Here is a 20642-nt window from a genome sequence, read left to right on the forward strand (position 1 = left end):
ATGACCCGCCCGATCCGTTCACTGCTGGCCACTGCCATCGGTCTGGCTCTTGCCGGTACCGCAACTGCCGCCACGCAGCTTACCGTCTACACCGCCGTCGAGTCCGACGATCTTCAGAAGTACGCCGAGCGCTTCAATGAGGCGCATCCGGACATCGAGATTCGTTGGGTGCGCGACTCAACGGGGGTTATCACCGCCCGCTTGCTGGCCGAGAAGGATAATCCTCAGGCTGACGTGATCTGGGGCCTGGCGGCTACCAGCCTGCTGCTGCTCGACGGCGAAGAAATGCTGGAGCCCTATGCTCCGGCTGGACTCGAGCGCCTGGATCCCAAGTTCGTCGATGCCGCCTACTCCAGAGACGGCGAGGATCCAGCCTGGGTTGGGATGGACGCCTGGGTCGCCGCCATCTGCTACAACACCGTCGAAGGCGAGCGCATGGGGGTTCCCCAGCCGACCTCTTGGGAAGACCTCACCCGGCCCGAATTCCAGGGACATGTGATTATGCCCAATCCCAACTCCTCCGGGACCGGCTACCTGGATGTGGCCAGCTGGATGCAGCTGTGGGGTGAAGAGCAAGGCTGGGATTACATGGACCGCCTGCACGACAACATCTCCCGCTATACCCACTCCGGCTCGGCGCCCTGCAGCCTGGCGGCAACGGGCGAAACGGTGGTGGGCGTCTCATTCGCTTTCCGTGGCGCGCGACTCAAGTCTCAGGGGGCGCCCATTGAGCTGGTCTTCCCTGATGAGGGGTTGGGCTGGGATATGGAGGCCGCAGCCATCGTCGCTGGCACTGACAAGCGAGAGGCCGCCGAGACTCTGCTGGACTGGGCCGTCTCCAGGGAGGCCAACGAGCTCTATAACGAAGGCTATGCCGTAGTGGCCTATCCCGGTGTTGCACAGCCGATCGAGAACTACCCCGAGGATATCGTCGAGCGAATGATCGATGCTGACTTCCAGTGGGCGGCGGTGAATCGGGAGCGAATTCTCGATGAGTGGCAGCGCCGCTATGACGGCAAGTCCGAGAGCCGCTGAGTCTTAGTCGGCTCATCTGACCCGCCGTTGCACATCCCGGGGCCATGGCGGCCCCGGGGTGAGGAGTGAACCATGCAATCTTTTACGACTTCCCTGTCGCCTGGCGTTTTCGAAACGCTGGTCGATACCCGAACCCACCTCGAGATCGCCGGATTGACCAAGCGATTTGGTAATTTTACTGCCCTGCAGTCAATTGACCTGTCCATTGAGGAGGGAGAGTTTGTCTGCTTTCTCGGCCCCTCCGGCTGCGGCAAGACCACCCTGCTGCGGGCGATTGCCGGCCTGGCCCTGCAGAGCGAGGGGCGCATCGTGCAGCGCGGGCAGGATATCTCCGCGCTGCCGCCCCAGGACCGGGACTTCGGTATCGTCTTCCAATCCTATGCGCTCTTTCCCAATCTGACGGTATTCAACAACGTCGCCTACGGGCTGCGCAACCGACGAGAAGACCGTCACAGGGTTCGTGAACGCGTCGAGGAACTGCTCGCCCTGGTCGACCTTTCTGGCAGCGAAGGCAAGTACCCCGCGGCGCTATCCGGCGGTCAGCAGCAGCGAGTGGCCGTGGCCCGCGCCCTGGCCACCGAACCCGCCTTGCTGCTGCTCGATGAGCCGCTGTCGGCACTGGATGCTCGGGTCCGGGTTCATCTGCGTGGCCAGATCAAGGCGCTGCAGCATCGCCTCGGGGTGACCACCATCATGGTCACCCACGACCAGGAAGAGGCGTTGACCATGGCCGACCGCATCGTGGTGATGAATCAAGGAGTCATCGAGCAGGTGGGTACACCGGCCGAGATCTATCATCATCCGGCCAGTGCCTTTGTGGCCGAGTTCATCGGCCAAATGAATTTCCTCGATGTCAAAGCCGACGACGAGGCGGCAGTCCATCTAGGCCGCCGACGCCTGGAGAACATCCCCCATACCTGTGCGGCCGGTGAGTCGGCGAGGATCTCGATCCGCCCCGAGTCGGTCGAACTTACTCACGACACCTCAGGAATGAGCGCAAGGGTCGAGGACGTCGAGTTCCTGGGACCCTTCCTGCGAGTCAGCCTGACCCTCCAGGATGACGGTCAGGGCTTGATGGCGGACGTGCCGGTGCGCGATGCCCAATCGCTGGCGCTGGTGGCCGGTCAGCGGGTCGGCGTGCATCTGCCCGGTGACGCCCTGCGGGTCTATCCGTGCCGGGAGGCCAGTAGATGACGTCCAATGTCGTGGCCGTCCTTACGGGGGGCCGCTCCATGGAGAGGCCGTTGCGCCTGCTGATCTTGCTGCTGGCGCTGTCCTTCCTGACGGTCGGTCTGCTGTTCCCGCTGGTGACCATGCTGGTCAAGAGCCTGCAGGATCGCAGCGGCGACTTTATCGGGCTGGCCAACTTCGTCCGCTACTTCCAGACGCCTGCGCTGGCTGGCTCGATCGTCAACTCCCTGGCGGTGGCGCTTTCGAGCACTGTCATCGTGGTCGGGCTGGCGTTCGTGTGTGCCTACGGCATCACCCGTACCTGTATGCCCGGTAAGCGAGTGTTCCGGATGCTGGCCATCCTGCCTATCCTGGCGCCCTCGTTGTTACCGGCGATCAGTCTTGTCTATCTGTTCGGCAACCAAGGCTGGTTTCGCGACGCGCTGATGGGGCAGAGCATTTATGGTCCGATCGGAATCATCATGGGCATGTGCTTCTGGATCTTTCCCCATGCGCTTATGATCCTGACCACGGCGCTTTCCAACAGTGATGCCCGACTCTACGAGGCGGCCGAGGCACTGGGCACGCCAGCCTGGCGAAGTTTTCTAACCATCACCCTTCCCGGGGTGCGTTATGGACTGATCTCCTGTTCCTTCGTGGTCTTTACCCTGGCGATTACCGACTTCGGCGTGCCCAAGATCATTGGCGGTCAGTTCAGCGTTCTGGCCACCGACATCTACCGCCAGGTGGTGGGCCAGCAGAACTTCCAGATGGGAGCGGTGGTGAGCGTGATTCTTCTACTGCCTGCTCTGGTCTCCTTTGGCGTCGATCGGATCATCCATCGCCGCCAGGTGGCACAGCTCTCGGCTCGGGCGGTGCCCTGGCGACCCACGCCGCACCGGCTGCGCGACTGGACCTTCGTGGTTCTGTGTTATTTGGTCGGGGCCATAATCCTCGTGGTCATCGGGACCGCCATCTATGCCTCGTTGGTGCAGTTCTGGCCCTACAACCTTTCGCTGACCCTCAAACACTATGCCTTCGACGGTCTCGCCGGCGGCGGCTGGCCGGCGTGGCTCAACTCGCTGAAGCTGGCCTTGTCGGTGGCAGTGATCGGCACTCTAGTGGTGTTCATCAATGCCTGGCTGATCGAAAAGACCGATGGTTACGCTCCCTTGCGTCAGGCACTGCACTTCATGGCCATGCTGCCCATGGCGGTGCCGGGCATGGTGCTGGGGCTTGCCTATATCTTCTTCTTCAATCAGGCCGGTAATCCGCTGAACTGGCTCTACGGCACCCTGGCAATCTTGGTTCTCAATACTCTGGTGCATTTCTACACCGTCTGCCATCTCACCTCGGTGACCGCGCTCAAGCAGCTCGATCCAGAGTTCGAGGCGGTCGGCGCCTCGCTTAAGGTACCGTTCTGGACCACCTTCCGCCGGGTGACTCTCCCGGTGTCGCTGCCGGCGATACTCGACATCTCGGTGTATCTGTTCGTCAACGCGATGACCACGGTGTCGGCGGTGGTGTTTCTCTACACATCCGACACGAGGCTGGCCTCGGTGGCAGTGTTGCATCTGGATGAGGCCGGCTACTTCGCTAGCGCTGCGGCGATGGCGGTATTGATTTTCTTCACTTCCCTCGTGGTCAAGCTGCTGCATGCGGCCATCAGCCATCTGTTGCTGACTCGCGCTCAGCGCTGGCGTCAGGTGGGGTAGTGTGACTCCAGGCATCCAGCCTGTTGTTAGGGAGGAGACATGCAAAACCTGTCCTTACCGGTAGCTTTCGACGAGGCGCTGCCTCCTGCTGGGGCGAGTGCCGCGGAGGTCATTGCGGCATTGGAGCAGCTATATGTTGCAGCCGGTGATGCCTTCTACGGGGAAGAGGTCACACAGCTCGAGCATGCCATTCAGTGCGCGGGTCTGGCGCGTCGAAGAGGGGGCAGCGACGAGCTTGTGGTGGCGGCGCTTCTTCATGACATCGGCCACCTCATCGGCTCAGTGGATTGGCGTGACGCCAACCGGCATGACGAGATTGGGGCGGAGCTTGCGAGTATTCACTTCGGCGAGGGGGTCTGTGCCCCTATCAGGCTGCATGCAGCCGCAAAACGCTACCTGTGTCGAGTTGACCCGAATTACGAAGCCTCTCTCTCCGCCGCCTCGCGTCACTCACTGGCCCATCAGGGTGGACGGATGACGGACGACGAGTGTCGCGCCTTTGAAAACCATGAGCATTTTTCCGCGGCGGTTAAGCTACGTCGCTGGGACGATGCAGGCAAGCAAACCGACCTGAGCCATCTGGCCTTCCGTGACTTTCTCCCGGAGTTGCTGAGGGTGTTGCAACGCCTGACCTGATATCGAAACCACCCATATTTTTTTGCTCATGTTGCCTGGTATAGACCAATGAAAACGCACCGATCCGATCCTTTCTTACTGACTCCCGGACCTCTTACCACCAGTGCTACCGTCAAGGCGGCCATGCAGCGCGATTGGGGCTCCTGGGATGATGAGTTCAACGCCATGACCGCGGAGATGTGCCGACGGCTGCTGGGCCATGCCAATGCCACAGGAAGTCATGTCTGTGTGCCTATCCAGGGCAGCGGCACCTTCGCCGTCGAGGCGGCCCTGGGCTCCCTGATCGACCCGGCCCTCACCACGCTGGTCCTGGTCAACGGCGCCTATGGCAAGCGGCTGGTCAGCCTGCTCGAGCGCATGAGGCGCCCCTATGAGGTGTTGGACACCGGGGATGCAGCCCCGCCGAGCCCTGCGACTGTGACGGAAAGACTTCAGGCCGATCCGTCGATTGGCTACGTTGCCCTGATTCATTGCGAGACCAGCTCCGGCATCCTCAACCCCTTGGAGGCGATCGCTGAAGAGGTGGCGGCTCAGGAACGCGAGTTGATTGTGGACTCCATGAGCGCCTTTGGCGGTTTACCAGTGGATGCTCAGCGCACGCCGTTCCTGGCGCTGATCTCCTCGGCCAACAAGTGCTTCGAGGGGGTGCCTGGATTCGGTTTCGTGATCGTGCGCCGTGATGCGCTGGAGGCCGCAGAGGGGCGCTGCCACTCCCTCTCCCTGGATCTTCACGATCAGTGGCGCTATCTGCAGCGCACCGGCCAGTGGCGATACACCCCTCCCACCCATGTGGTGGCGGCCTTTCTTCAGGCCCTCGATGAGCATGACGCTGAGGGTGGCGTAAAGGCTCGGCTGGCGCGTTACACCCGCAACCGGGAGTGCCTGGTGACCGGCATGCGCCGCAGGGGATTTATCACCTTGCTGGAGGATCGCTGGCTGTCGCCGATCATCACTACCTTTCTCAGCCCCGCCCACTCTGCCTTCGATTTCGCCCGCTTCTACGCCGAGCTCAAGGCCAGCGGTTTCATCATCTATCCCGGCAAGCTCACTGAGATGGAGAGCTTTCGCATCGGCAGCATCGGACACCTCGACGTGGCCGTGATGGAGCGATTGCTGAACGCGGTGGATGAGGCCCTGGCCGCCATGGGCGTGGACGATTGCCGTCCGGCCGCTTGATATCCCGACTGGAGTTTGATTTCCCAACTGGAGAGAGTGTCATGAAATACCGTACCCCGGAGCGGCTCGAAGCCGCCATCCTCGACTGGGCCGGCACCGTGGTGGACTTTGGTTCATTCGCGCCTACACAGATCTTCGTTGAGGCCTTTGACGAAGTGAAGGTGGCGATCAGTCTGGCAGAGGCTCGCGGCCCCATGGGCGTGGGGAAGTGGGATCACATTCGCGCGCTCTGCGATGACCCGGCGATCGCCGCCCGTTTCGAACAGGCTGCCGGTCATATCCCTACCGATGACGACGTTACAGCGCTGTATGAGCGCTTCATGCCACTTCAGATCGCCAAGATCGGCGAGCACTCGGCGCTGATCCCCGGAGCCCTGGAGGCCATCGCCGCCCTGCGCCAGCAGGGCATGAAGATCGGCTCTTGCTCGGGCTATCCCGCAGTGGTGATGGAGCAAGTAGTAACACGGGCCCAAGAGCAAGGGTTCGAAGCCGACCATGTGGTAGCCAGCGATGAGGTGCCCAACGGGCGACCCCATCCGGCTCAGGCGCTGGCCAACGTGATTGCCCTAGGCATTACGGATGTCGCCGCCTGCGTCAAGGTGGACGACACCGTCCCCGGCATTCTCGAGGGGCGTCGGGCCGGCATGTGGACGGTAGGGCTGACCTGTTCCGGTAACGCTCTTGGGTTCAGTTACGCCGAGTTTCGTGACATGCCTGCCGCTTTGTTGGCGGAAAAGCGCTCGAGTATCGAGAGTCAGTTTGCGCCCGCCCAGCCACACTTTCTGATCGACACCATTGCCGATCTTCCATCGGTAATTGATGAGATCAATGCCCGGTTGTCACGAGGGGAGCGGCCTTAAGGGCTGAATTTGTGATAGCTGGGCATGACACTTGGGTGACAGTTTGGCGTTGAGCTATGCCGTATGTTTTCTAAGGCGTTGTTTTGTATGAGCCCTGTTCTTGAGATAGGCAAAAGGTGGGCTCAGTAAGGCGTTTTTTTTCACAACAATGAAATCATCTAGACAAGTTGCCTTCATCTCTGGCGCGTATTCTATGTGACATGCAACCACCGCATGACGCCACATGACGTGGCAGGAGGGTAGGGCAATGCTACGTGTGGATAATGTCAGCAAAAGTTACGGAAAATCTCGAGTCATTCATGATCTTAGCTTCGAGATACCAGAAGGGCAGATGGTTGGTGTTATTGGCCGATCTGGGGCAGGGAAGTCAACGCTCCTTCGCATGGTGAATCGGCTTACAGATGTTTCTGAAGGGCGTATCAACTTTGGTGGTGAGCCAGTAAGCCAGCTGAAAGGGAAAGCCCTACGACAGTGGCGGGGACAAACTGCCATGATCTTTCAGCAGTTCAATCTGATTCCTCGTCTGGATGTCATCACTAACGTGTTGATGGGGCGAATAGCCCACCATGGCAGCTTACCCTCCATGTTCAAGCTGTTCAGTCGCGAGGAAAAGGCGCAGGCCATCCAGGCACTTGAGCAGCTGGACCTGGCGGACAAGGCGCTGCAACGTGCGGGCAATCTGTCGGGCGGTCAGCAGCAGCGCGTAGCGATTGCCCGAGCCATGATGCAGTCCCCTCGTATTATGCTGGCCGATGAGCCAATTGCCTCTTTGGATCCCCGTAGTGCAGCAATGGTGATGGACGCACTGAAAGAGATTAATCAGTCCAGGGGTATCACGGTGATGTGTAACCTTCACTCGCTGGAAACAGCTCGCCAGTACTGTGACCGTGTCATCGGCATGCTCCATGGTGAGATGGTTTTTGATGGTTCTCCCTCTCAGCTAGATCACGATACGGTCCAGCGTATATACGGCGTTGGTGATGACGAAAAGGCAGTCAATGAAACAGTAACGTCTGGAGAAATATGGTCGAAACAACCACCAGCTGCCTCTGCTTTTGCTTGACAAACTAAACCAAACTTCCATCCAGTATACGGTGATAAAGATCATGGCTCGTACCACACTCAAGTGCGTTGTTGCTTCGGCTCTCCTGTGCCCTCTCGCAGTGACAGCTGCTCACGCCGACTGGCGTGATGATTATCCTGTTGTCACTATCGGTGCTACAACGGTGGAAAACCAAGCTGCCACTATCGATCGGTTCCAGCCCCTGGCCGACTATTTTGAAGAACAGCTTGGCGTCAAGATGCAAATCCAGCAGGCCAACGACTATGCAGCCGTAGTTCAGGCACTTACGGCGGGACATATCCACTTGGCACGACTGGGAGGATCTTCCTATGCTGCGGGTTGGATCGATAGCGAAGGTGAAATCGAACCACTTGTTGTCCCTGCAGAGTTGGATGGTGAGCTCGGCTATCATTCAGTGCTTATTGTTCGCGCTGACAGCGACTATGAAAGTCTTGACGACCTCCAGGGAAAGTCCCTTGCCTGGGCTGACCCGAACTCTACCTCTGGCTATTTGGTGCCTATGGTCAGCTTGCGTGAAGATGGTATAGAGCCTAACGACTACTTTGGACATACCGTGTTCTCAGGCGGGCATGAGCAGAGTGTCATCGGTGTGCTAAACGGTTCTTTGGACTCTGCCTTTACTTGGACATCCAAGGGCGATAATACCGGGCAGCTGCGCATGATGATGGACCGCGGCATGCTGGATCGTGATGATATTCGTGTGATCTGGGAGTCTCCGCTGATTCCCAATCCGCTCTATGCCGTACCCAGCGAGTTGCCGGAGGATATGAAGCAGGACATCACCGACTTCTTTCTTAGTCTCCATGAGGAGCGTCCTGACCTGGCCGATGCTGCCGCATCGGGCCGCACGTCAGGCTTCGTTCTGGCAACCCACGAGATGTATCAGCCGATTCTCTCTGCTGTTCAGGAGCTTCGCGACACACGACGCCAGCGCTGAGAGAACCTAACGCTTGTGGGTAGTCCGGCCGCCTTCAGGCGGCCGGACAGAGGAATTTAATGATGTCGTCACACAATGATCACGCAGGCTCTGATGCCTGGCAGTTTTTTTGCGCCCTGCAGCAGCAAGCGCGGATCGAGAAGTACCGAGTCTGGATCCTTGGCGGGGTAGTGTTTCTCACTTTATTTCTGACCTCCGCTTATCTCAGCCACTTTAGCCCTGGACGAATCGTCGCAGGGTTGCCGAAAGTCCATGAGTACATCGCTAAGATCCTACCGGAACTTGGTGTTGCGACCTTCCGCGAGGACATGGCGTATTGGTTCTATGCCTTTCCCGATTGGATGGCACTACTCGGTGAGACGCTGTTGATGGCCTACGTCGCCACATTGCTTGGTACCCTCGGCGCTATCGTTCTTGGCTTTGTCGCGGCGGGAAATGTGGGACCTAATCGCTGGTTGACGATTATGGCTCGTCGCCTCTTGGAAGTCGCTCGTACAGTCCCTGATCTCGTCTACGCACTGATCTTTGTATTTGCCTTCGGACTCGGTCCTCTGGCCGGCATTCTTGCGATAGCTATTCACTCCATGGGTGCGTCAGGAAAGCTTTTCTCTGAAGCTATCGAGAACATCGACTTGAAGCCACTGGATGGTCTCAAAGCGGCAGGAGCCAACTGGGTTCAGGGTATGCGCTTCGCGGTCTTCCCTCTGGTGGCTCCGTCATTGGTTTCTTATAGCCTGTGGCGCTTCGAAATCAATGTGCGTACCGCCACGGTGATGGGCATTGTCGGTGCCGGCGGCATTGGCCAGGAACTGATCACCGCCATTCGCATGCTCTATTACGAGGACGTCAGCGCCCTGATTCTGCTGATTGTTATCACCGTATCGCTGACGGACATGCTCTGCGAGCGTATTCGTCACGGTTTCATCGGCAAGGAGAACCTGTCATGACGTCTGTTCTTTGCGAAGAACTTTCGGTGGCTCAAGCCGAACAGCGTTACCCCGATATATTTGTTATCAGCTGGCGTCGTCGATTGAGTCAGGGGCTGGTATTGGGGTTGTCGCTGGCCACATTGATCTATGGCCTTGTGATTTTCGATTTTTCGCCGATGCGAATCTGGGATGGTCTTGGGCAACTGGGCATGCTGGTGCGCTTTATGGTGCCACCGGCTACCGAGCCCACGGTAGTCTGGGAGTTCATGAAGGCGATTTTTGAAACGCTTGCGATGGCTTTCATTGGCACACTGTTCGCCGCCTTGCTGGCGGTCCCTTTTGCATTCCTGTCAGCTCGCAACGTCTTTCGATTCCGTCTTGGGCGCTTTGGTATACGTCGCAGCATGGACTTTCTGCGTGGTGTGGATCAGCTGGTCTGGGCGCTGGTTTTTGTCCGCGCCGTGGGCTTGGGCCCCTTGGCAGGTGTGATGGCGATCATCATTTCGGATATTGGCACTCTGGCCAAGCTCTTTTCTGAGGCGGTGGAGGGGTGCGACCGACACCCAAGCGAGGGGGTCGCGGCAAGCGGCGGTACCACCCTGCAGTGCACGCGTTTCGGGATACTGCCCCAGGTCCTGCCGATGTTCATCTCGTCAACGCTCTATATCTTCGAGTCCAACGTCCGTAGCGCCACGATTCTTGGCATCGTCGGTGCCGGCGGTATTGGCTATCAGCTGTCAGAGCGCATTCGCGGCCATCACTGGGAAGAAGTTGCCACCATCCTGATCCTGATACTGGTCACCGTCTACGTGATCGATTGGGTGTCCGGAAAAATTCGTGGTCGTCTGATCGAGGGGTCATGACTCTTGAAGGCCCCTTACTTCCATGGAGGTGTTTTTATAAACATGTCTAGACAAAAAGAGCTGCCCATTTATCGCCAATTGGCTGACACGCTTTCCGATCAGGTACGCAATGAATTTGCCGCGGGTGATCTGCTGCCCTCTGAGAGCGAGCTTGCCGTTCGCTTCGGCGTCAATCGCCATACGGTGCGTCGTGCCTTGGATGAGCTAGTGACAGCAGGGTTGGTGACTCGTCATCAGGGGCGCGGCACTCAAGTAGTCGATCGTCGGCTCGATTACCGGCTCAGTGCGGGTAGCAAGGTCACCCACAACTTGGCTGAGCTGGGGATGGCCACCGATACACGTTGCCTTACCCAGTGCCTGGACACTCCTCCTGCCGCAATCGCCCAGCGCTTCGCTTTGCCGGATCGCGGGGTCCTGCTGCGTGTGGACACCCTGCGCTATGTGGAGGGGGCACCCTTGGTGTGGATCTGCCACTGGTTCGATTCGCAGCGGGTGCCGAGTTGGCTTGAGCGTTATCGGGGCGGCTCTACGCGTGCATTTCTGGATCAGCACTACGGGTTGCGCCTCAGACGTCGCCAGGCGCGCATCGAGGCGGGAAGTGCTACCGCTGCCGACGCACGATGGCTGCAGTGTGCACTGAATGCCCCGCTGCTTCAGATCATAAGCGACAACATCGACTCGACAGGCGCCTTGGTCGAGGTCTCGGTCAGCCGGGCTCGGGCTGACAGTCTCTCCTACCACATCGATTTCAGTGAGTTCTCGGACCACTGCTCATCCCTTCACTCTGACGAGGTGATGTCATGACTGATGCTCGACGCCGCCAGCGCATTCTGGCGCTGAGCCCAGGCGACCGCGTGGAACAAGCCTGGAACCGTCTGGGTATAGCGCCCCCATACCGATGTGTGAGAGGTCCCGAAACAGGCATGGCCATGGTGCGTGGTCGTATGGGGGGAACTGGCAACGTCTTTAACCTGGGCGAGATGACCCTGACCCGAGTCAGTGTGGCGCTTGAGGATGGCACCTTGGGTCATGGCTGGGTCAAGGGTCGGGATCATCGTCATGCCGAGCTGATTGCCCTGACGGATGCCTGCGCCCGGCGCCCCGAGTGGGAGGCGAGCATGGAAGAAGGCTTGATCGCTCCACTGGAGGCGCTGCTCGTGGAAGAGCACGAAACACAGGCCAAAGTCGCTGCGGCGACCCGGGTCGATTTTTTCACCATGGTCCGGGGGGAGTGATGATGCAGTGGAGTGCGTTTGATGCCCCCGTTCATGATGCACAGCGCCACTTCCGGCGCATTCTGGCCGCCATGGCGGAGCCAGGCACCCTTCATTTATGTGATGGACCGCCGCCCCCGCCGGGGGCGGTGATCGGCTCGGCCCTGTGGGCCACGCTGCTATCCCTTTGTGATCTGGATACGCGCGTTTGGGTGGCGCCTTGCCTGGCAGGCCAAGGCCTTTGTGAGGCTTTGGCATTTCATACAGGAGCCCGTTTTACCCGAGTCCCCGAGGAGGCCCACTTTGCCGTCGTGACGCCAGATGTGCTGATGGATTCCGCACTCGTGTTTGGCGAGGGCTGTGAGGCCTATCCGGATCGCAGCACCACCCTGGTTGTCGCTCTGGAGCGCCTTGACGATGACGGAAATTGGCAGCTGAGCGGGCCTGGTATAGCCGAGCATCGCCGGCTCGATGTGGGCGAGGCAATCCCGCTGATGTCACGCCTGACAACCAATCGCAGCCGATTCCCCCGTGGGCTGGATGCCGTCCTCACCTGCGGCGAGCGGCTCGCCGCGATTCCTCGAAGCACGCGGATTGTCTCGGTACCGACCAGGGAGGCCGGCGCATGTATGTCGCAGTGAAAGGAGGAGAGCAGGCCATCGCCAATGCTCACCGTTGGCTGGCCGACCGCCGGCGCGGGGAGCGTGAGCAGGCTGAGCTCTCGGTGTCTCAGATTCAGGGCCAGCTCCGTCTGGTGGTGGATCGAGTGATGGCTGAAGCCTCTCTCTATGATCCCGAGCTGGCGGCGCTTGCCTTCAAGCAAGCAAGCGGCGACCTGGTGGAGGCGGTTTTTCTGCTTCGGGCCTATCGCACCACGCTGCCGCGTCTGGCCGAGAGTGTGCCGCTTGACACGGCATCGATGCGTATCGAACGTCGCATCAGTGCCGCCTACAAGGACATTCCAGGCGGTCAGGTGCTGGGACCTACCTACGATTACACACATCGCCTGCTGGACTTCATACAACTGGCCGGGGGCGAAGTACCCGAGCCGGCAAGTACTGATGCGGCGCTGGCGTCATGTCCGCAGATCCTCGAGTTGCTGGATGCCGAAGGCTTGATGGAGCGTGAGGCGGACGATGGCAGCGATCCCTTCGACATTACTCGCGACCCCCCCGATTTTCCGGTAGATCGCGCGACGCGTCTTCAGATGCTGGCACGCGGTGATGAAGGATATCTACTGGCGCTGGGCTACTCGACCCAGCGGGGCTATGGGCGCAACCATCCTTTTGCCGGGGAGATTCGCCAGGGCTATGTGGAAGTAGAGATCATCGTCGATGAGTGCGATGAGCCGGTGTGCATCGGCGAGATTGCGCTGAGCGAGTGCCAGATGATCAACCAATTTGGTGGTACCCGTGAAGCGGCTCCTCAGTTCACCCGCGGCTACGGCTTGGCCTTTGGTTACAACGAGCGCAAGACCATGGCCATGGCGCTGGTGGATCGCGCCCTTCGTGCCGAGGAACTGGGTGAACCCATCATTGGGCCTGCCCAGGAGGCCGAGTTCGTGCTGGCACACGCTGATAGCGTCGAGGCGTCCGGATTCGTGTCACATCTCAAACTGCCGCACTACGTCGACTTCCAGTCCGAACTGGAGCTATTACGGCGCCTGCGACGCGAGCACGCCGCAACACAGCTCGCCGACAACAACATGCAAGCGCAGTCGGAGGCTCAGCAGTCATGAACGGTTACAACTTTGCCTATCTGGACGAGCAAACAAAGCGAATGATCCGACGCGGGCTACTCAAGGCCGTGGCGATCCCTGGTTACCAAGTGCCGTTCGGGGGGCGTGAGATGCCAATGCCTTATGGCTGGGGAACCGGCGGGATGCAGCTGACGGCGAGCATTCTGGGACAGGACGACGTTCTCAAGGTGATAGACCAGGGAGCTGACGACACCACCAACGCCGTCAGTATCCGGGCCTTCTTCGAGCGCGTCGCTGATGTCGCCACCACTACAAGCACGGCTGACGCCAGCGTCATTCAGACCCGACACCGAATACCCGAGACGTCATTAGCCCCGGGCCAGATTGTGGTCTTTCAGGTACCGATACCCGAGCCTCTGCGCTTCATCGAGCCAAGTGAAACAGAGACTCGGCTTATGCATGCCCTGGAAGAATACGGGGTCATGCACGTCAAGCTCTATGAGGACATCGCGCGGCACGGGCACATCGCCACGACCTATGCCTACCCGGTCAAGGTAGATGGACGCTATGTGACAGATCCATCGCCGATTCCAAAGTTCGACAACCCCAAGCTGCATATGTCCGGTGCCTTGATGTTGTTCGGCGCAGGGCGTGAGAAACGGCTCTATGCCATTCCGCCTTATACCCGCGTTGAGAGCCTGGACTTCCAAGATCATCCCTTCGAGGTGCAGCGCTGGGAGATGCCATGCGCCCTGTGTGGATCGCAGGAAAGTTTCTTGGATGAGGTGATCACCGACGATGCCGGTGGGCGCATGTTCGTCTGCTCGGATACCGACTATTGCCGTCAGCGCTACGAGGAGGTGGCATGAAGCGTCCTCAACTGGAACGTCCAGCGCTGTTGGAGGCGAGGGAGGTGTGTCGCCTGTATGGCCCGGGCAAAGGCTGCCAGGAGATCGACATTACTCTTCACCGAGGCGAAGTGCTCGGCATCGTCGGTGAGTCGGGCTCCGGCAAGTCGACCCTACTGAGACTGTTGTCCGGCCTGGAGCGCCCCGATGGAGGCCAGGTGGTGTATCACGCCCACGATGGAGCGCTGGATCTCTACGCCATCGGCGAGGCCAGGCGTCGTGCGCTGCTGCGCATGGAGTGGGGGCTGGTGCACCAGAATCCTCGCGACGGCCTTCGTCTAGGCGTTTCCGCCGGTGCCAACATCGGTGAGCGGCTGATGGCTTTGGGCGAGCGCCACTATGGCCAGCTGCGAGCCGCGGGTCAGGACTGGATGGGCAGAGTGGAGCTGGACCCCGAGCGCATTGACGATGCGCCCAGTGCCTTCTCCGGAGGCATGCAACAACGTCTACAGATTGCCCGCACGCTGGTGACGCGGCCACAGCTGGTGTTCATGGATGAGCCTACTGGCGGCCTGGATGTCTCGGTTCAGGCACGACTTCTGGACATGCTGCGCACCCTGGTTCGCGAACTCGGACTGTCCGTCATTCTCGTCACCCACGACTTGGCTGTCGCACGACTACTGGCGCATCGGCTGGTGGTCATGCGCCGTGGGCTGATAGTGGAGGCCGGTCTGACGGACCAGATTCTAGATGATCCCCAGCATGCTTATAGCCAGTTGCTGGTGTCGTCAGTGCTGACGCCGTGAGGAGAGGGGAAATGAGTGCAATGACGAGACCACTGTTACGTGTCAAGGGGCTGGGAAAGACCTTCGTGCTGCATGGCCAGGGTGGCCTATCACTCGATGTGATGCAGGATCTGTCACTGACGCTGAGCCCAGGTGAGTGCCAGGTATTGGTGGGTCGCAGCGGCATCGGCAAGAGCACGCTGCTCAAGATGCTCTATGGCAGCTACCGAATAACCCGAGGGCATGTGTGCCTGCATTTTGATGATGGCGATTTAGACCTGGCCGAGCTGCCTGCTCATGCCTGGCATGCGCTGCGCCGCGATGTAATCGGCTATGTCAGCCAGTTCCTGAGGTGCGTGCCACGGGTGCCCGCTGTGGAGGTGGTCATGGAGCCGCTGTTGATGCGTGGCAGCGATCCTGAAGAGGCGCGCTGCAAGGCCGAGGGACTGCTGGAGCGCCTCAACCTCCCGCAGCGCTTGTGGGAGCTGCCGCCAGGCACCTTCTCGGGGGGCGAGCAACAGCGTGTGAACATTGCCCGTGGTTTCATCGGCGAGCACCCGCTGCTTCTCCTCGACGAGCCTACGGCGTCACTCGATGCCACCAACCGTGAAGTTGTCGTGGAGCTGATCCAAGCAGCCAAATCCCGCGGAGTCGCGATGTTGGGGATCTTCCACGACGAGGATGTCAGGGAGAGGGTGGCCGACCGTTTATTACCGCTCGATGACTACATGCCGAGACCCGACATGAACCACTGCGAGATGCACCGCGGGGAGGCAAGCCAATGACGATGCAAGCCGAACAGGTATTGAATCGTGTCCGCCTGGTACTGGATGACGAGGTGGTGGAGGGCAGTCTGGTGATTCGTGAAGGACATATTGCGGACATGGACACTTGCTCCAGCCAGCTTCCCGGCGCTGTTGACTGTGAAGGAGATTACCTGCTTCCGGGCATGATTGAGCTGCACACCGACAACATGGAAAAGTACTTCCAGCCGCGTCCCAAGGTGGCCTGGCCCTCGCGTCAAGCGGCTCTTGCACACGATGCTCAGATGGCTGCAAGTGGCATCACCACCGTGTTCGATTCGCTTTCAATTGGCACAGTGGAAATGAATAGCATGCGGACACAGGCGTTGGAAAAGATGCATGATGCCCTGCTGGACATGCAACAGCATGGACTGGCCCGGGTCGACCATCGGCTGCACCTGCGCTGCGAAGTGAGCCATCCCGAAACGCTAGCGACGTTCGAGAAGATGGCGGAGTCGCCGCTGCTGGGTCTGGTGTCGCTGATGGATCATGCGCCGGGGCAGCGGCAGTTTGTCAGCCTGGAGATGTACCGAACCTATTACCAGGGAAAGTTTGGCTTTTCCGACCCTGAGATGGCGATCTTCATCGAGCAGCAGAAAGAGAACAGCACCCGCTACAGCAGTGAGCAGCGACGTGTCATCGCTGCCAGATGTCAGTCTCGTGGTTTGGCCCTGGCCAGCCATGATGACGCCACCTTGGAGCATGTTGTCGAGAGCCGGGAATATGGCATTCGAGTTGCCGAGTTCCCCACCACCCTGGAAGCTGCCGAGGCCTCTCATCGTTCCGGTATGGCGGTATTGATGGGGGCGCCCAATGTCGTCCGAGGTGGTTCCCACTCTGGCAATATCGCTGCAGCGGAACTGGTCCGGCGCGGTGTGCTGGATGTGTTGTCGTCCGACTATTATCCGGCTTCGATGCTGGATGCGGTTTTCCGCATTTCACACATGGATGATGGTTACAGCTTGCCTCAGGCGGTAGCGGCAGCCACCCGCCATCCCGCCCAGGCCGTCGGGCTGACAGATCGTGGTCGCCTGGTACCGGGTCTTCGTGCGGACCTTCTCAGGGTGAGGCTGCTGGATGGCCATCCCTTGGTGCAGCGTGTCTGGTGCGCCGGCAGGCAGGTACACTGATGGCCCGACTCGTTTACTTGATGGGGGCCAGCGGTGTGGGCAAGGACACGTTGCTCGGAGAGGCTCGCCGTCGACATCCCGAGTGGCTGGTGGCGCATCGCTATGTCACCCGTGAGAGCGGTTCCAGCGAGAACAGTGTCGCCTTGACCCACGATGAATTTGCTGTTCGACAGAGCACGGGGCTTTTTTGTCTCAGTTGGGAAGCCCATGATCTTAGGTATGGGTTGGGCATAGAGCTGGAGGCCTGGCTGTGTCGTGATGCGACCGTACTGGTCAATGGCAGCCGACGGGCATTGCCCGATGCGCAGTGTCGCTTTGGCGACTGGCTGCTGCCTGTCTTAGTGACCGCGCCGGAAGACCTGTTGCGTCAGCGACTGATGAACCGTGGAAGGGAAACCCAAGAAGCGATCGAAGAGCGGCTGCTGCGCCATCGGCAGTTGGCTGCATCGCTTCCTGATGTGGCGCATATCGACAACGCGGGCACCCCTCAAGCGAGCCTCGATGAACTGTCCCGGCTGATTGAGGCGAGGTGTTCCGCATGAAATTTCGCTTCGTGGGAACGGGCGATAGTGCGCAGACGCCATGCTTCGGCTGCGACTGTCAGGCCTGTGCGCGGGCGAGGGTCATATCGAGCTCCCGGCACGGTCCATGCAGTGCTGAGTTCTGGGTAAATGATAAACGCTATCTGCTGGATGCCGGTCGTATGGATCTAGTGGAAAGCTGCGAGCGGGAACGTCCTGCGGCAATCTTCCTGACTCACTACCATGCAGATCATGTTCAGGGGTTGTTGCACCTTCGCTGGGGGCTTGGTGAGAGCATTCCGGTTTTTGGTCCGAAGGACTCACACGGCTGCGCAGATCTCTATCGCAATCCTGGTATTCTCGATTTCCGTGCGGGTCTCAAGCCTTTTCATCCCATGCATCTGGACGGAATGACTGTCACCCCCGTTCCCCTTCTGCACAGCAAGCCGACGCTCGGCTACTGTCTGGATGACGGTGGGGCGAAGCTGGCGTATCTGACCGACACGCTGGGCTTGCCGCAGGAGACTGAACGTTTCCTTCGGGATTGGGTGCCTGATGTTGTCGTTCTGGATGCTACCTATCCTGCATCTCACATGGCGCCGCGGAATCACAACAGCTTGCCGATGGCCATACAGATCATTGAAAGGTTGGGCTGTCCCAGGGCTTTCCTGACCCATATGAGTCATGAGCTTGTGGCTGACCTGCTGTGCGATCCCGGCCAACTGCCGCCTCATGTGCAGCTTGCCAGGGATGATGAAGAGATTTGGCTGAACATGAGTTTGGGGACGTCCGAGCCGGCTTGTTTCGAATCGCTCATCGCTCAGGATGGTCCACTATGCTGACAGCCCGACCAGGCCGCCAGGTTCGGCTGACGATGGTGCTTGGCGTAACGCAGACACTGGCCTGGGCATCGAGTTACTACCTGCCGGCTATTCTCGCCACCCCGATAGCCAATGATCTCGGCATAGCGCGTCACTGGGTGTTTGCGGCCTTCTCGTTATCACTGTTGATAACCGCAGCCTTTGGTCCCTGGGTGGGTCAGCGCATCGACCGTTTCGGGGGGCGGACGATGCTTGGCCTTTCGAGTCTGGTGCTGGCGGCAGGGCTTGGGCTGTTGGCACTTGCCCAGGGCCCTGTCGGCCTGGCGCTCAGCTGGGCCATCATCGGTGTCGGGATGGCGATGGGTCTCTACGATGCCGCCTTTGCTACCCTGACCCGAGCTTTTGGTCGAGATGCGCGGCGCGCCATCACCGGCGTCACACTGATGGCGGGTTTCGCCAGTACACTCGGTTGGCCGCTGACTGCCTGGTTGAACAGTGCCTTTGGTTGGAGAGAGGCCTGTCTATTCTGGGCTGTGATTCATTTGCTGGTCTGCCTGCCGCTGCATCGCTGCTTACCGGGTGAGGAAGAGGACAGGGCGGTTTCGACTGACGCCCCCATGGATGCCCAAAGGGATGAGGCTGATGGAGTGAGGCGTTGGACGATGGCGGGTCTGGCCTATGTGTTCGCGGCCGGCTGGTTTGTGTCCACAGCGATGGCGGCTCACCTGCCGGGGCTGCTTCAGGAAACGGGGGTGTCCTTGGCTACGGCAGTGGCCGCTGGGGCGCTGGTGGGGCCTGCTCAGGTTGGGGCACGGTTTGCGGAATTCACGCTGATGCGACATGCACACCCTCTGGTTGCGGCCAGAGTGGCAACCTGCCTGCATCCATTGGGGGCGGCGCTGATGGTAGCGTTCGGCATGCCTGCGGCTGGCTTTGCCATGTTGCATGGTGCCGGCAATGGTCTTCTGACCATCGCCGCAGGCACCTTGCCACTGAGCCTCTTTGGTGCTCAAGGTTATGGTTTACGCCAGGGCTGGATCATTGCCCCGGCGAGAGTTGCTCAGGCCTTTTCTCCTTGGCTGTTTGGAGTGATGCTGACGGCATGGGGAGCGGGGGCGCTATGGCTGACATCTAGCCTGCTGTTTGGCGCGCTGGCGGTGCTGCTGTTGATTCGAGCCCGCCCGGCGTCATGATGACCTGTCTGGTCACCACTCAAAGTGGTGTGTGTACTGTCCCGGATTGAATCTCATGTCGTCTTTGTCGCTCCACGGGACTGTCTGCTTGGCAGCAGTGGCCCGGGCCTAAGCTGTCGTGCAGAAGGTGGGTTTCCCGCAGTTGGAAGGGCTCAGCAGCGTTTCTTTGGCACCGGCGACGCTGTCACGGTGTTGTAATTTGATGAGGGTAGCGTTATAGGGCTCATGCTCACTGGAGACTGACTCATGTCGAAGCGCCCTGTGGTATCTGCTCTTGCTACTGTTGCTATAGCGGGTTTTTCCCTTTCTGCCCAGGTAGCAGCGAGCGACACACTAACCCTTTATACCAGCCAGCCCAATAGCGATGCGCAACAGACCGTTGATGCTTTTCAAGCGGCTTATCCGGATATCGAGGTGGAGTGGGTGCGCGACGGTACGACACGCTTAATGACGCGGCTTCGCTCAGAGCTTTCAGCCGGAGTGAGCAACCCCGATGTGCTGCTGATTGCCGACAGCATGACCATGGAGTCGCTCAAGCAGCAGGGCCACCTTCAGGCTTATTTAAGCGATGAGCGCCAAGCCTATGATGCTGACCTGTATGACCCGGAAGGCTACTACTACGGCACCAAGCTGATCACTACCGGCATCGTGTATAACACTGGCGCGGAGCATCGGCCGCAGACCTGGCAGGATCTATTGGGGCCTGACTACGAAGGAATGGTAACCATGCCCAGCCCGCTCTACTCCGGGGCAGCGCTGATTCATATGGCGGCGATTTCTGCCAATCCTGAACTTGGAATGGCCTATTACGAGGCGCTCAAAGCCAACCGTACCGAGGCCCAGGGTGGTAATGGCGGTGTATTTAACGCCGTGGCAGCAGGCACCAAGCCCTACGGCATCGTGGTGGATTTCTTGCCGATTCGTGAAGCCGCCAAAGGCTCGCCGGTAGCGTTTGTATTTCCGGAAGAGGGAGTGAGCGCGGTTACCGAGCCGGTCGCTATCATGCAGGGCGCAGAGAATGTGGAGGCGGCGCAGAAGTTTGTTGATTTTGTGCTCTCCCGGCAGGGCCAGGAACTGGTGAGCCAGCAGGGGTATCTGCCTGCCCACAACGATATTGCCTCGCCAGAAGGCTTCCCCGAGCGCGATAGCATTGCCCTGATGCCCCTAGATACTGAGCAGGCACTGGCGCAGGAAGCCTAGCTCAAGCAGCGATTCAGCGATCT

Annotated in this window: 22 protein-coding genes; all 22 read left to right on the forward strand. The window is 59.6% G+C overall.

The genetic code is table 11. The annotated features are described in order from the left end of the window. On the forward strand, positions 1 to 1035 hold the full coding sequence (locus tag ACFODV_RS03220; RefSeq protein ID WP_379754581.1) for a putative 2-aminoethylphosphonate ABC transporter substrate-binding protein: 1035 nt from the start codon (positions 1 to 3) through the stop codon (positions 1033 to 1035). 72 nt (positions 1036 to 1107) lie between these two features. Then, complete coding sequence (locus ACFODV_RS03225; protein WP_379754584.1) at positions 1108 to 2229, forward strand: putative 2-aminoethylphosphonate ABC transporter ATP-binding protein; 1122 nt, start codon at positions 1108 to 1110, stop codon at positions 2227 to 2229. After that, positions 2226 to 3920: a putative 2-aminoethylphosphonate ABC transporter permease subunit gene (locus ACFODV_RS03230; protein ID WP_379754587.1), complete on the forward strand. Its 1695-nt coding sequence runs from the start codon at positions 2226 to 2228 to the stop codon at positions 3918 to 3920. The genes ACFODV_RS03225 and ACFODV_RS03230 overlap by 4 nt, the downstream gene beginning before the upstream one ends. Positions 3921 to 3959: 39 nt before the next feature. Next, the gene (locus ACFODV_RS03235) at positions 3960 to 4556 is read left to right on the forward strand and encodes an HD domain-containing protein (RefSeq protein ID WP_379754590.1); all 597 of its coding nucleotides are present in this window, start codon (positions 3960 to 3962) and stop codon (positions 4554 to 4556) included. 48 nt (positions 4557 to 4604) lie between these two features. Further along, positions 4605 to 5732, forward strand: a complete 1128-nt coding sequence (locus tag ACFODV_RS03240; RefSeq protein ID WP_379754593.1) for a 2-aminoethylphosphonate--pyruvate transaminase — start codon at positions 4605 to 4607, stop codon at positions 5730 to 5732. Positions 5733 to 5773: 41 nt separating this feature from the next. Further along, on the forward strand, positions 5774 to 6592 hold the full coding sequence (gene phnX / locus ACFODV_RS03245) for a phosphonoacetaldehyde hydrolase (protein WP_379754596.1): 819 nt from the start codon (positions 5774 to 5776) through the stop codon (positions 6590 to 6592). 247 nt (positions 6593 to 6839) lie between these two features. After that, a complete protein-coding gene (phnC, locus tag ACFODV_RS03250) occupies positions 6840 to 7655 on the forward strand; it encodes a phosphonate ABC transporter ATP-binding protein (RefSeq protein WP_379754599.1) in 816 nt (271 codons plus the stop codon). A gap of 43 nt (positions 7656 to 7698) precedes the next feature. Continuing rightward, positions 7699 to 8613: a phosphonate ABC transporter substrate-binding protein gene (gene phnD / locus ACFODV_RS03255; protein ID WP_379754602.1), complete on the forward strand. Its 915-nt coding sequence runs from the start codon at positions 7699 to 7701 to the stop codon at positions 8611 to 8613. Positions 8614 to 8675: 62 nt separating this feature from the next. Beyond that, positions 8676 to 9560, forward strand: coding sequence for a phosphonate ABC transporter, permease protein PhnE (phnE, locus tag ACFODV_RS03260; protein ID WP_379754605.1), 885 nt, complete (start codon positions 8676 to 8678; stop codon positions 9558 to 9560). Next, positions 9557 to 10405, forward strand: a complete 849-nt coding sequence (phnE, locus tag ACFODV_RS03265) for a phosphonate ABC transporter, permease protein PhnE (protein ID WP_379754608.1) — start codon at positions 9557 to 9559, stop codon at positions 10403 to 10405. Before phnE (ACFODV_RS03260) ends, phnE (ACFODV_RS03265) begins: the two co-directional genes overlap by 4 nt. A gap of 42 nt (positions 10406 to 10447) precedes the next feature. Next, positions 10448 to 11209, forward strand: coding sequence for a phosphonate metabolism transcriptional regulator PhnF (gene phnF, locus ACFODV_RS03270; protein WP_379754610.1), 762 nt, complete (start codon positions 10448 to 10450; stop codon positions 11207 to 11209). Then, a complete protein-coding gene (gene phnG, locus ACFODV_RS03275) occupies positions 11206 to 11640 on the forward strand; it encodes a phosphonate C-P lyase system protein PhnG (protein ID WP_379754613.1) in 435 nt (144 codons plus the stop codon). The genes phnF and phnG overlap by 4 nt, the downstream gene beginning before the upstream one ends. 2 nt (positions 11641 to 11642) lie before the next feature. Next, the gene (gene phnH, locus ACFODV_RS03280; RefSeq protein ID WP_379754617.1) at positions 11643 to 12260 is read left to right on the forward strand and encodes a phosphonate C-P lyase system protein PhnH; all 618 of its coding nucleotides are present in this window, start codon (positions 11643 to 11645) and stop codon (positions 12258 to 12260) included. Then, positions 12245 to 13357, forward strand: a complete 1113-nt coding sequence (locus ACFODV_RS03285; protein ID WP_379754620.1) for a carbon-phosphorus lyase complex subunit PhnI — start codon at positions 12245 to 12247, stop codon at positions 13355 to 13357. The genes phnH and ACFODV_RS03285 overlap by 16 nt, the downstream gene beginning before the upstream one ends. Next, on the forward strand, positions 13354 to 14187 hold the full coding sequence (locus tag ACFODV_RS03290; RefSeq protein ID WP_379754623.1) for an alpha-D-ribose 1-methylphosphonate 5-phosphate C-P-lyase PhnJ: 834 nt from the start codon (positions 13354 to 13356) through the stop codon (positions 14185 to 14187). Before ACFODV_RS03285 ends, ACFODV_RS03290 begins: the two co-directional genes overlap by 4 nt. Then, positions 14184 to 14972 carry a phosphonate C-P lyase system protein PhnK gene (gene phnK, locus ACFODV_RS03295; protein ID WP_379754626.1) on the forward strand — a complete coding sequence of 263 codons (789 nt, stop codon included), beginning with the start codon at positions 14184 to 14186 and terminating at the stop codon, positions 14970 to 14972. Before ACFODV_RS03290 ends, phnK begins: the two co-directional genes overlap by 4 nt. 20 nt (positions 14973 to 14992) lie before the next feature. Next, positions 14993 to 15736 carry a phosphonate C-P lyase system protein PhnL gene (gene phnL / locus ACFODV_RS03300; RefSeq protein ID WP_379754629.1) on the forward strand — a complete coding sequence of 248 codons (744 nt, stop codon included), beginning with the start codon at positions 14993 to 14995 and terminating at the stop codon, positions 15734 to 15736. A gap of 2 nt (positions 15737 to 15738) precedes the next feature. Beyond that, the gene (locus ACFODV_RS03305; RefSeq protein WP_379754633.1) at positions 15739 to 16884 is read left to right on the forward strand and encodes an alpha-D-ribose 1-methylphosphonate 5-triphosphate diphosphatase; all 1146 of its coding nucleotides are present in this window, start codon (positions 15739 to 15741) and stop codon (positions 16882 to 16884) included. Then, positions 16884 to 17426 (forward strand): ribose 1,5-bisphosphokinase, encoded by a 543-nt coding sequence (gene phnN / locus ACFODV_RS03310; RefSeq protein ID WP_379754636.1) that lies wholly within the window; start codon positions 16884 to 16886, stop codon positions 17424 to 17426. Before ACFODV_RS03305 ends, phnN begins: the two co-directional genes overlap by 1 nt. Continuing rightward, a complete protein-coding gene (gene phnP / locus ACFODV_RS03315) occupies positions 17423 to 18247 on the forward strand; it encodes a phosphonate metabolism protein PhnP (RefSeq protein WP_379754639.1) in 825 nt (274 codons plus the stop codon). Before phnN ends, phnP begins: the two co-directional genes overlap by 4 nt. Beyond that, a complete protein-coding gene (locus ACFODV_RS03320; protein ID WP_379754642.1) occupies positions 18241 to 19419 on the forward strand; it encodes an MFS transporter in 1179 nt (392 codons plus the stop codon). The genes phnP and ACFODV_RS03320 overlap by 7 nt, the downstream gene beginning before the upstream one ends. Positions 19420 to 19665: 246 nt before the next feature. After that, complete coding sequence (locus ACFODV_RS03325; RefSeq protein ID WP_379754645.1) at positions 19666 to 20619, forward strand: ABC transporter substrate-binding protein; 954 nt, start codon at positions 19666 to 19668, stop codon at positions 20617 to 20619. Positions 20620 to 20642: the final 23 nt, after the last annotated feature.

It is taken from the genome of Halomonas tibetensis (assembly GCF_042643535.1).
In the GTDB taxonomy this organism is placed as follows: Bacteria; Pseudomonadota; Gammaproteobacteria; order Pseudomonadales; family Halomonadaceae; genus Halomonas; species Halomonas tibetensis.

Coding starts and splice junctions, on each gene's coding strand:
- ACFODV_RS03220 (WP_379754581.1), top strand. CDS start 1: ATGACCCGCCCGATCCGTTCACTGCTGGCCACTGCCATCGGTCTGGCT.
- ACFODV_RS03225 (WP_379754584.1), top strand. CDS start 1,108: ATGCAATCTTTTACGACTTCCCTGTCGCCTGGCGTTTTCGAAACGCTG.
- ACFODV_RS03230 (WP_379754587.1), top strand. CDS start 2,226: ATGACGTCCAATGTCGTGGCCGTCCTTACGGGGGGCCGCTCCATGGAG.
- ACFODV_RS03235 (WP_379754590.1), top strand. CDS start 3,960: ATGCAAAACCTGTCCTTACCGGTAGCTTTCGACGAGGCGCTGCCTCCT.
- ACFODV_RS03240 (WP_379754593.1), top strand. CDS start 4,605: ATGAAAACGCACCGATCCGATCCTTTCTTACTGACTCCCGGACCTCTT.
- phnX (WP_379754596.1), top strand. CDS start 5,774: ATGAAATACCGTACCCCGGAGCGGCTCGAAGCCGCCATCCTCGACTGG.
- phnC (WP_379754599.1), top strand. CDS start 6,840: ATGCTACGTGTGGATAATGTCAGCAAAAGTTACGGAAAATCTCGAGTC.
- phnD (WP_379754602.1), top strand. CDS start 7,699: ATGGCTCGTACCACACTCAAGTGCGTTGTTGCTTCGGCTCTCCTGTGC.
- phnE (WP_379754605.1), top strand. CDS start 8,676: ATGTCGTCACACAATGATCACGCAGGCTCTGATGCCTGGCAGTTTTTT.
- phnE (WP_379754608.1), top strand. CDS start 9,557: ATGACGTCTGTTCTTTGCGAAGAACTTTCGGTGGCTCAAGCCGAACAG.
- phnF (WP_379754610.1), top strand. CDS start 10,448: ATGTCTAGACAAAAAGAGCTGCCCATTTATCGCCAATTGGCTGACACG.
- phnG (WP_379754613.1), top strand. CDS start 11,206: ATGACTGATGCTCGACGCCGCCAGCGCATTCTGGCGCTGAGCCCAGGC.
- phnH (WP_379754617.1), top strand. CDS start 11,643: ATGCAGTGGAGTGCGTTTGATGCCCCCGTTCATGATGCACAGCGCCAC.
- ACFODV_RS03285 (WP_379754620.1), top strand. CDS start 12,245: ATGTATGTCGCAGTGAAAGGAGGAGAGCAGGCCATCGCCAATGCTCAC.
- ACFODV_RS03290 (WP_379754623.1), top strand. CDS start 13,354: ATGAACGGTTACAACTTTGCCTATCTGGACGAGCAAACAAAGCGAATG.
- phnK (WP_379754626.1), top strand. CDS start 14,184: ATGAAGCGTCCTCAACTGGAACGTCCAGCGCTGTTGGAGGCGAGGGAG.
- phnL (WP_379754629.1), top strand. CDS start 14,993: ATGACGAGACCACTGTTACGTGTCAAGGGGCTGGGAAAGACCTTCGTG.
- ACFODV_RS03305 (WP_379754633.1), top strand. CDS start 15,739: ATGCAAGCCGAACAGGTATTGAATCGTGTCCGCCTGGTACTGGATGAC.
- phnN (WP_379754636.1), top strand. CDS start 16,884: ATGGCCCGACTCGTTTACTTGATGGGGGCCAGCGGTGTGGGCAAGGAC.
- phnP (WP_379754639.1), top strand. CDS start 17,423: ATGAAATTTCGCTTCGTGGGAACGGGCGATAGTGCGCAGACGCCATGC.
- ACFODV_RS03320 (WP_379754642.1), top strand. CDS start 18,241: ATGCTGACAGCCCGACCAGGCCGCCAGGTTCGGCTGACGATGGTGCTT.
- ACFODV_RS03325 (WP_379754645.1), top strand. CDS start 19,666: ATGTCGAAGCGCCCTGTGGTATCTGCTCTTGCTACTGTTGCTATAGCG.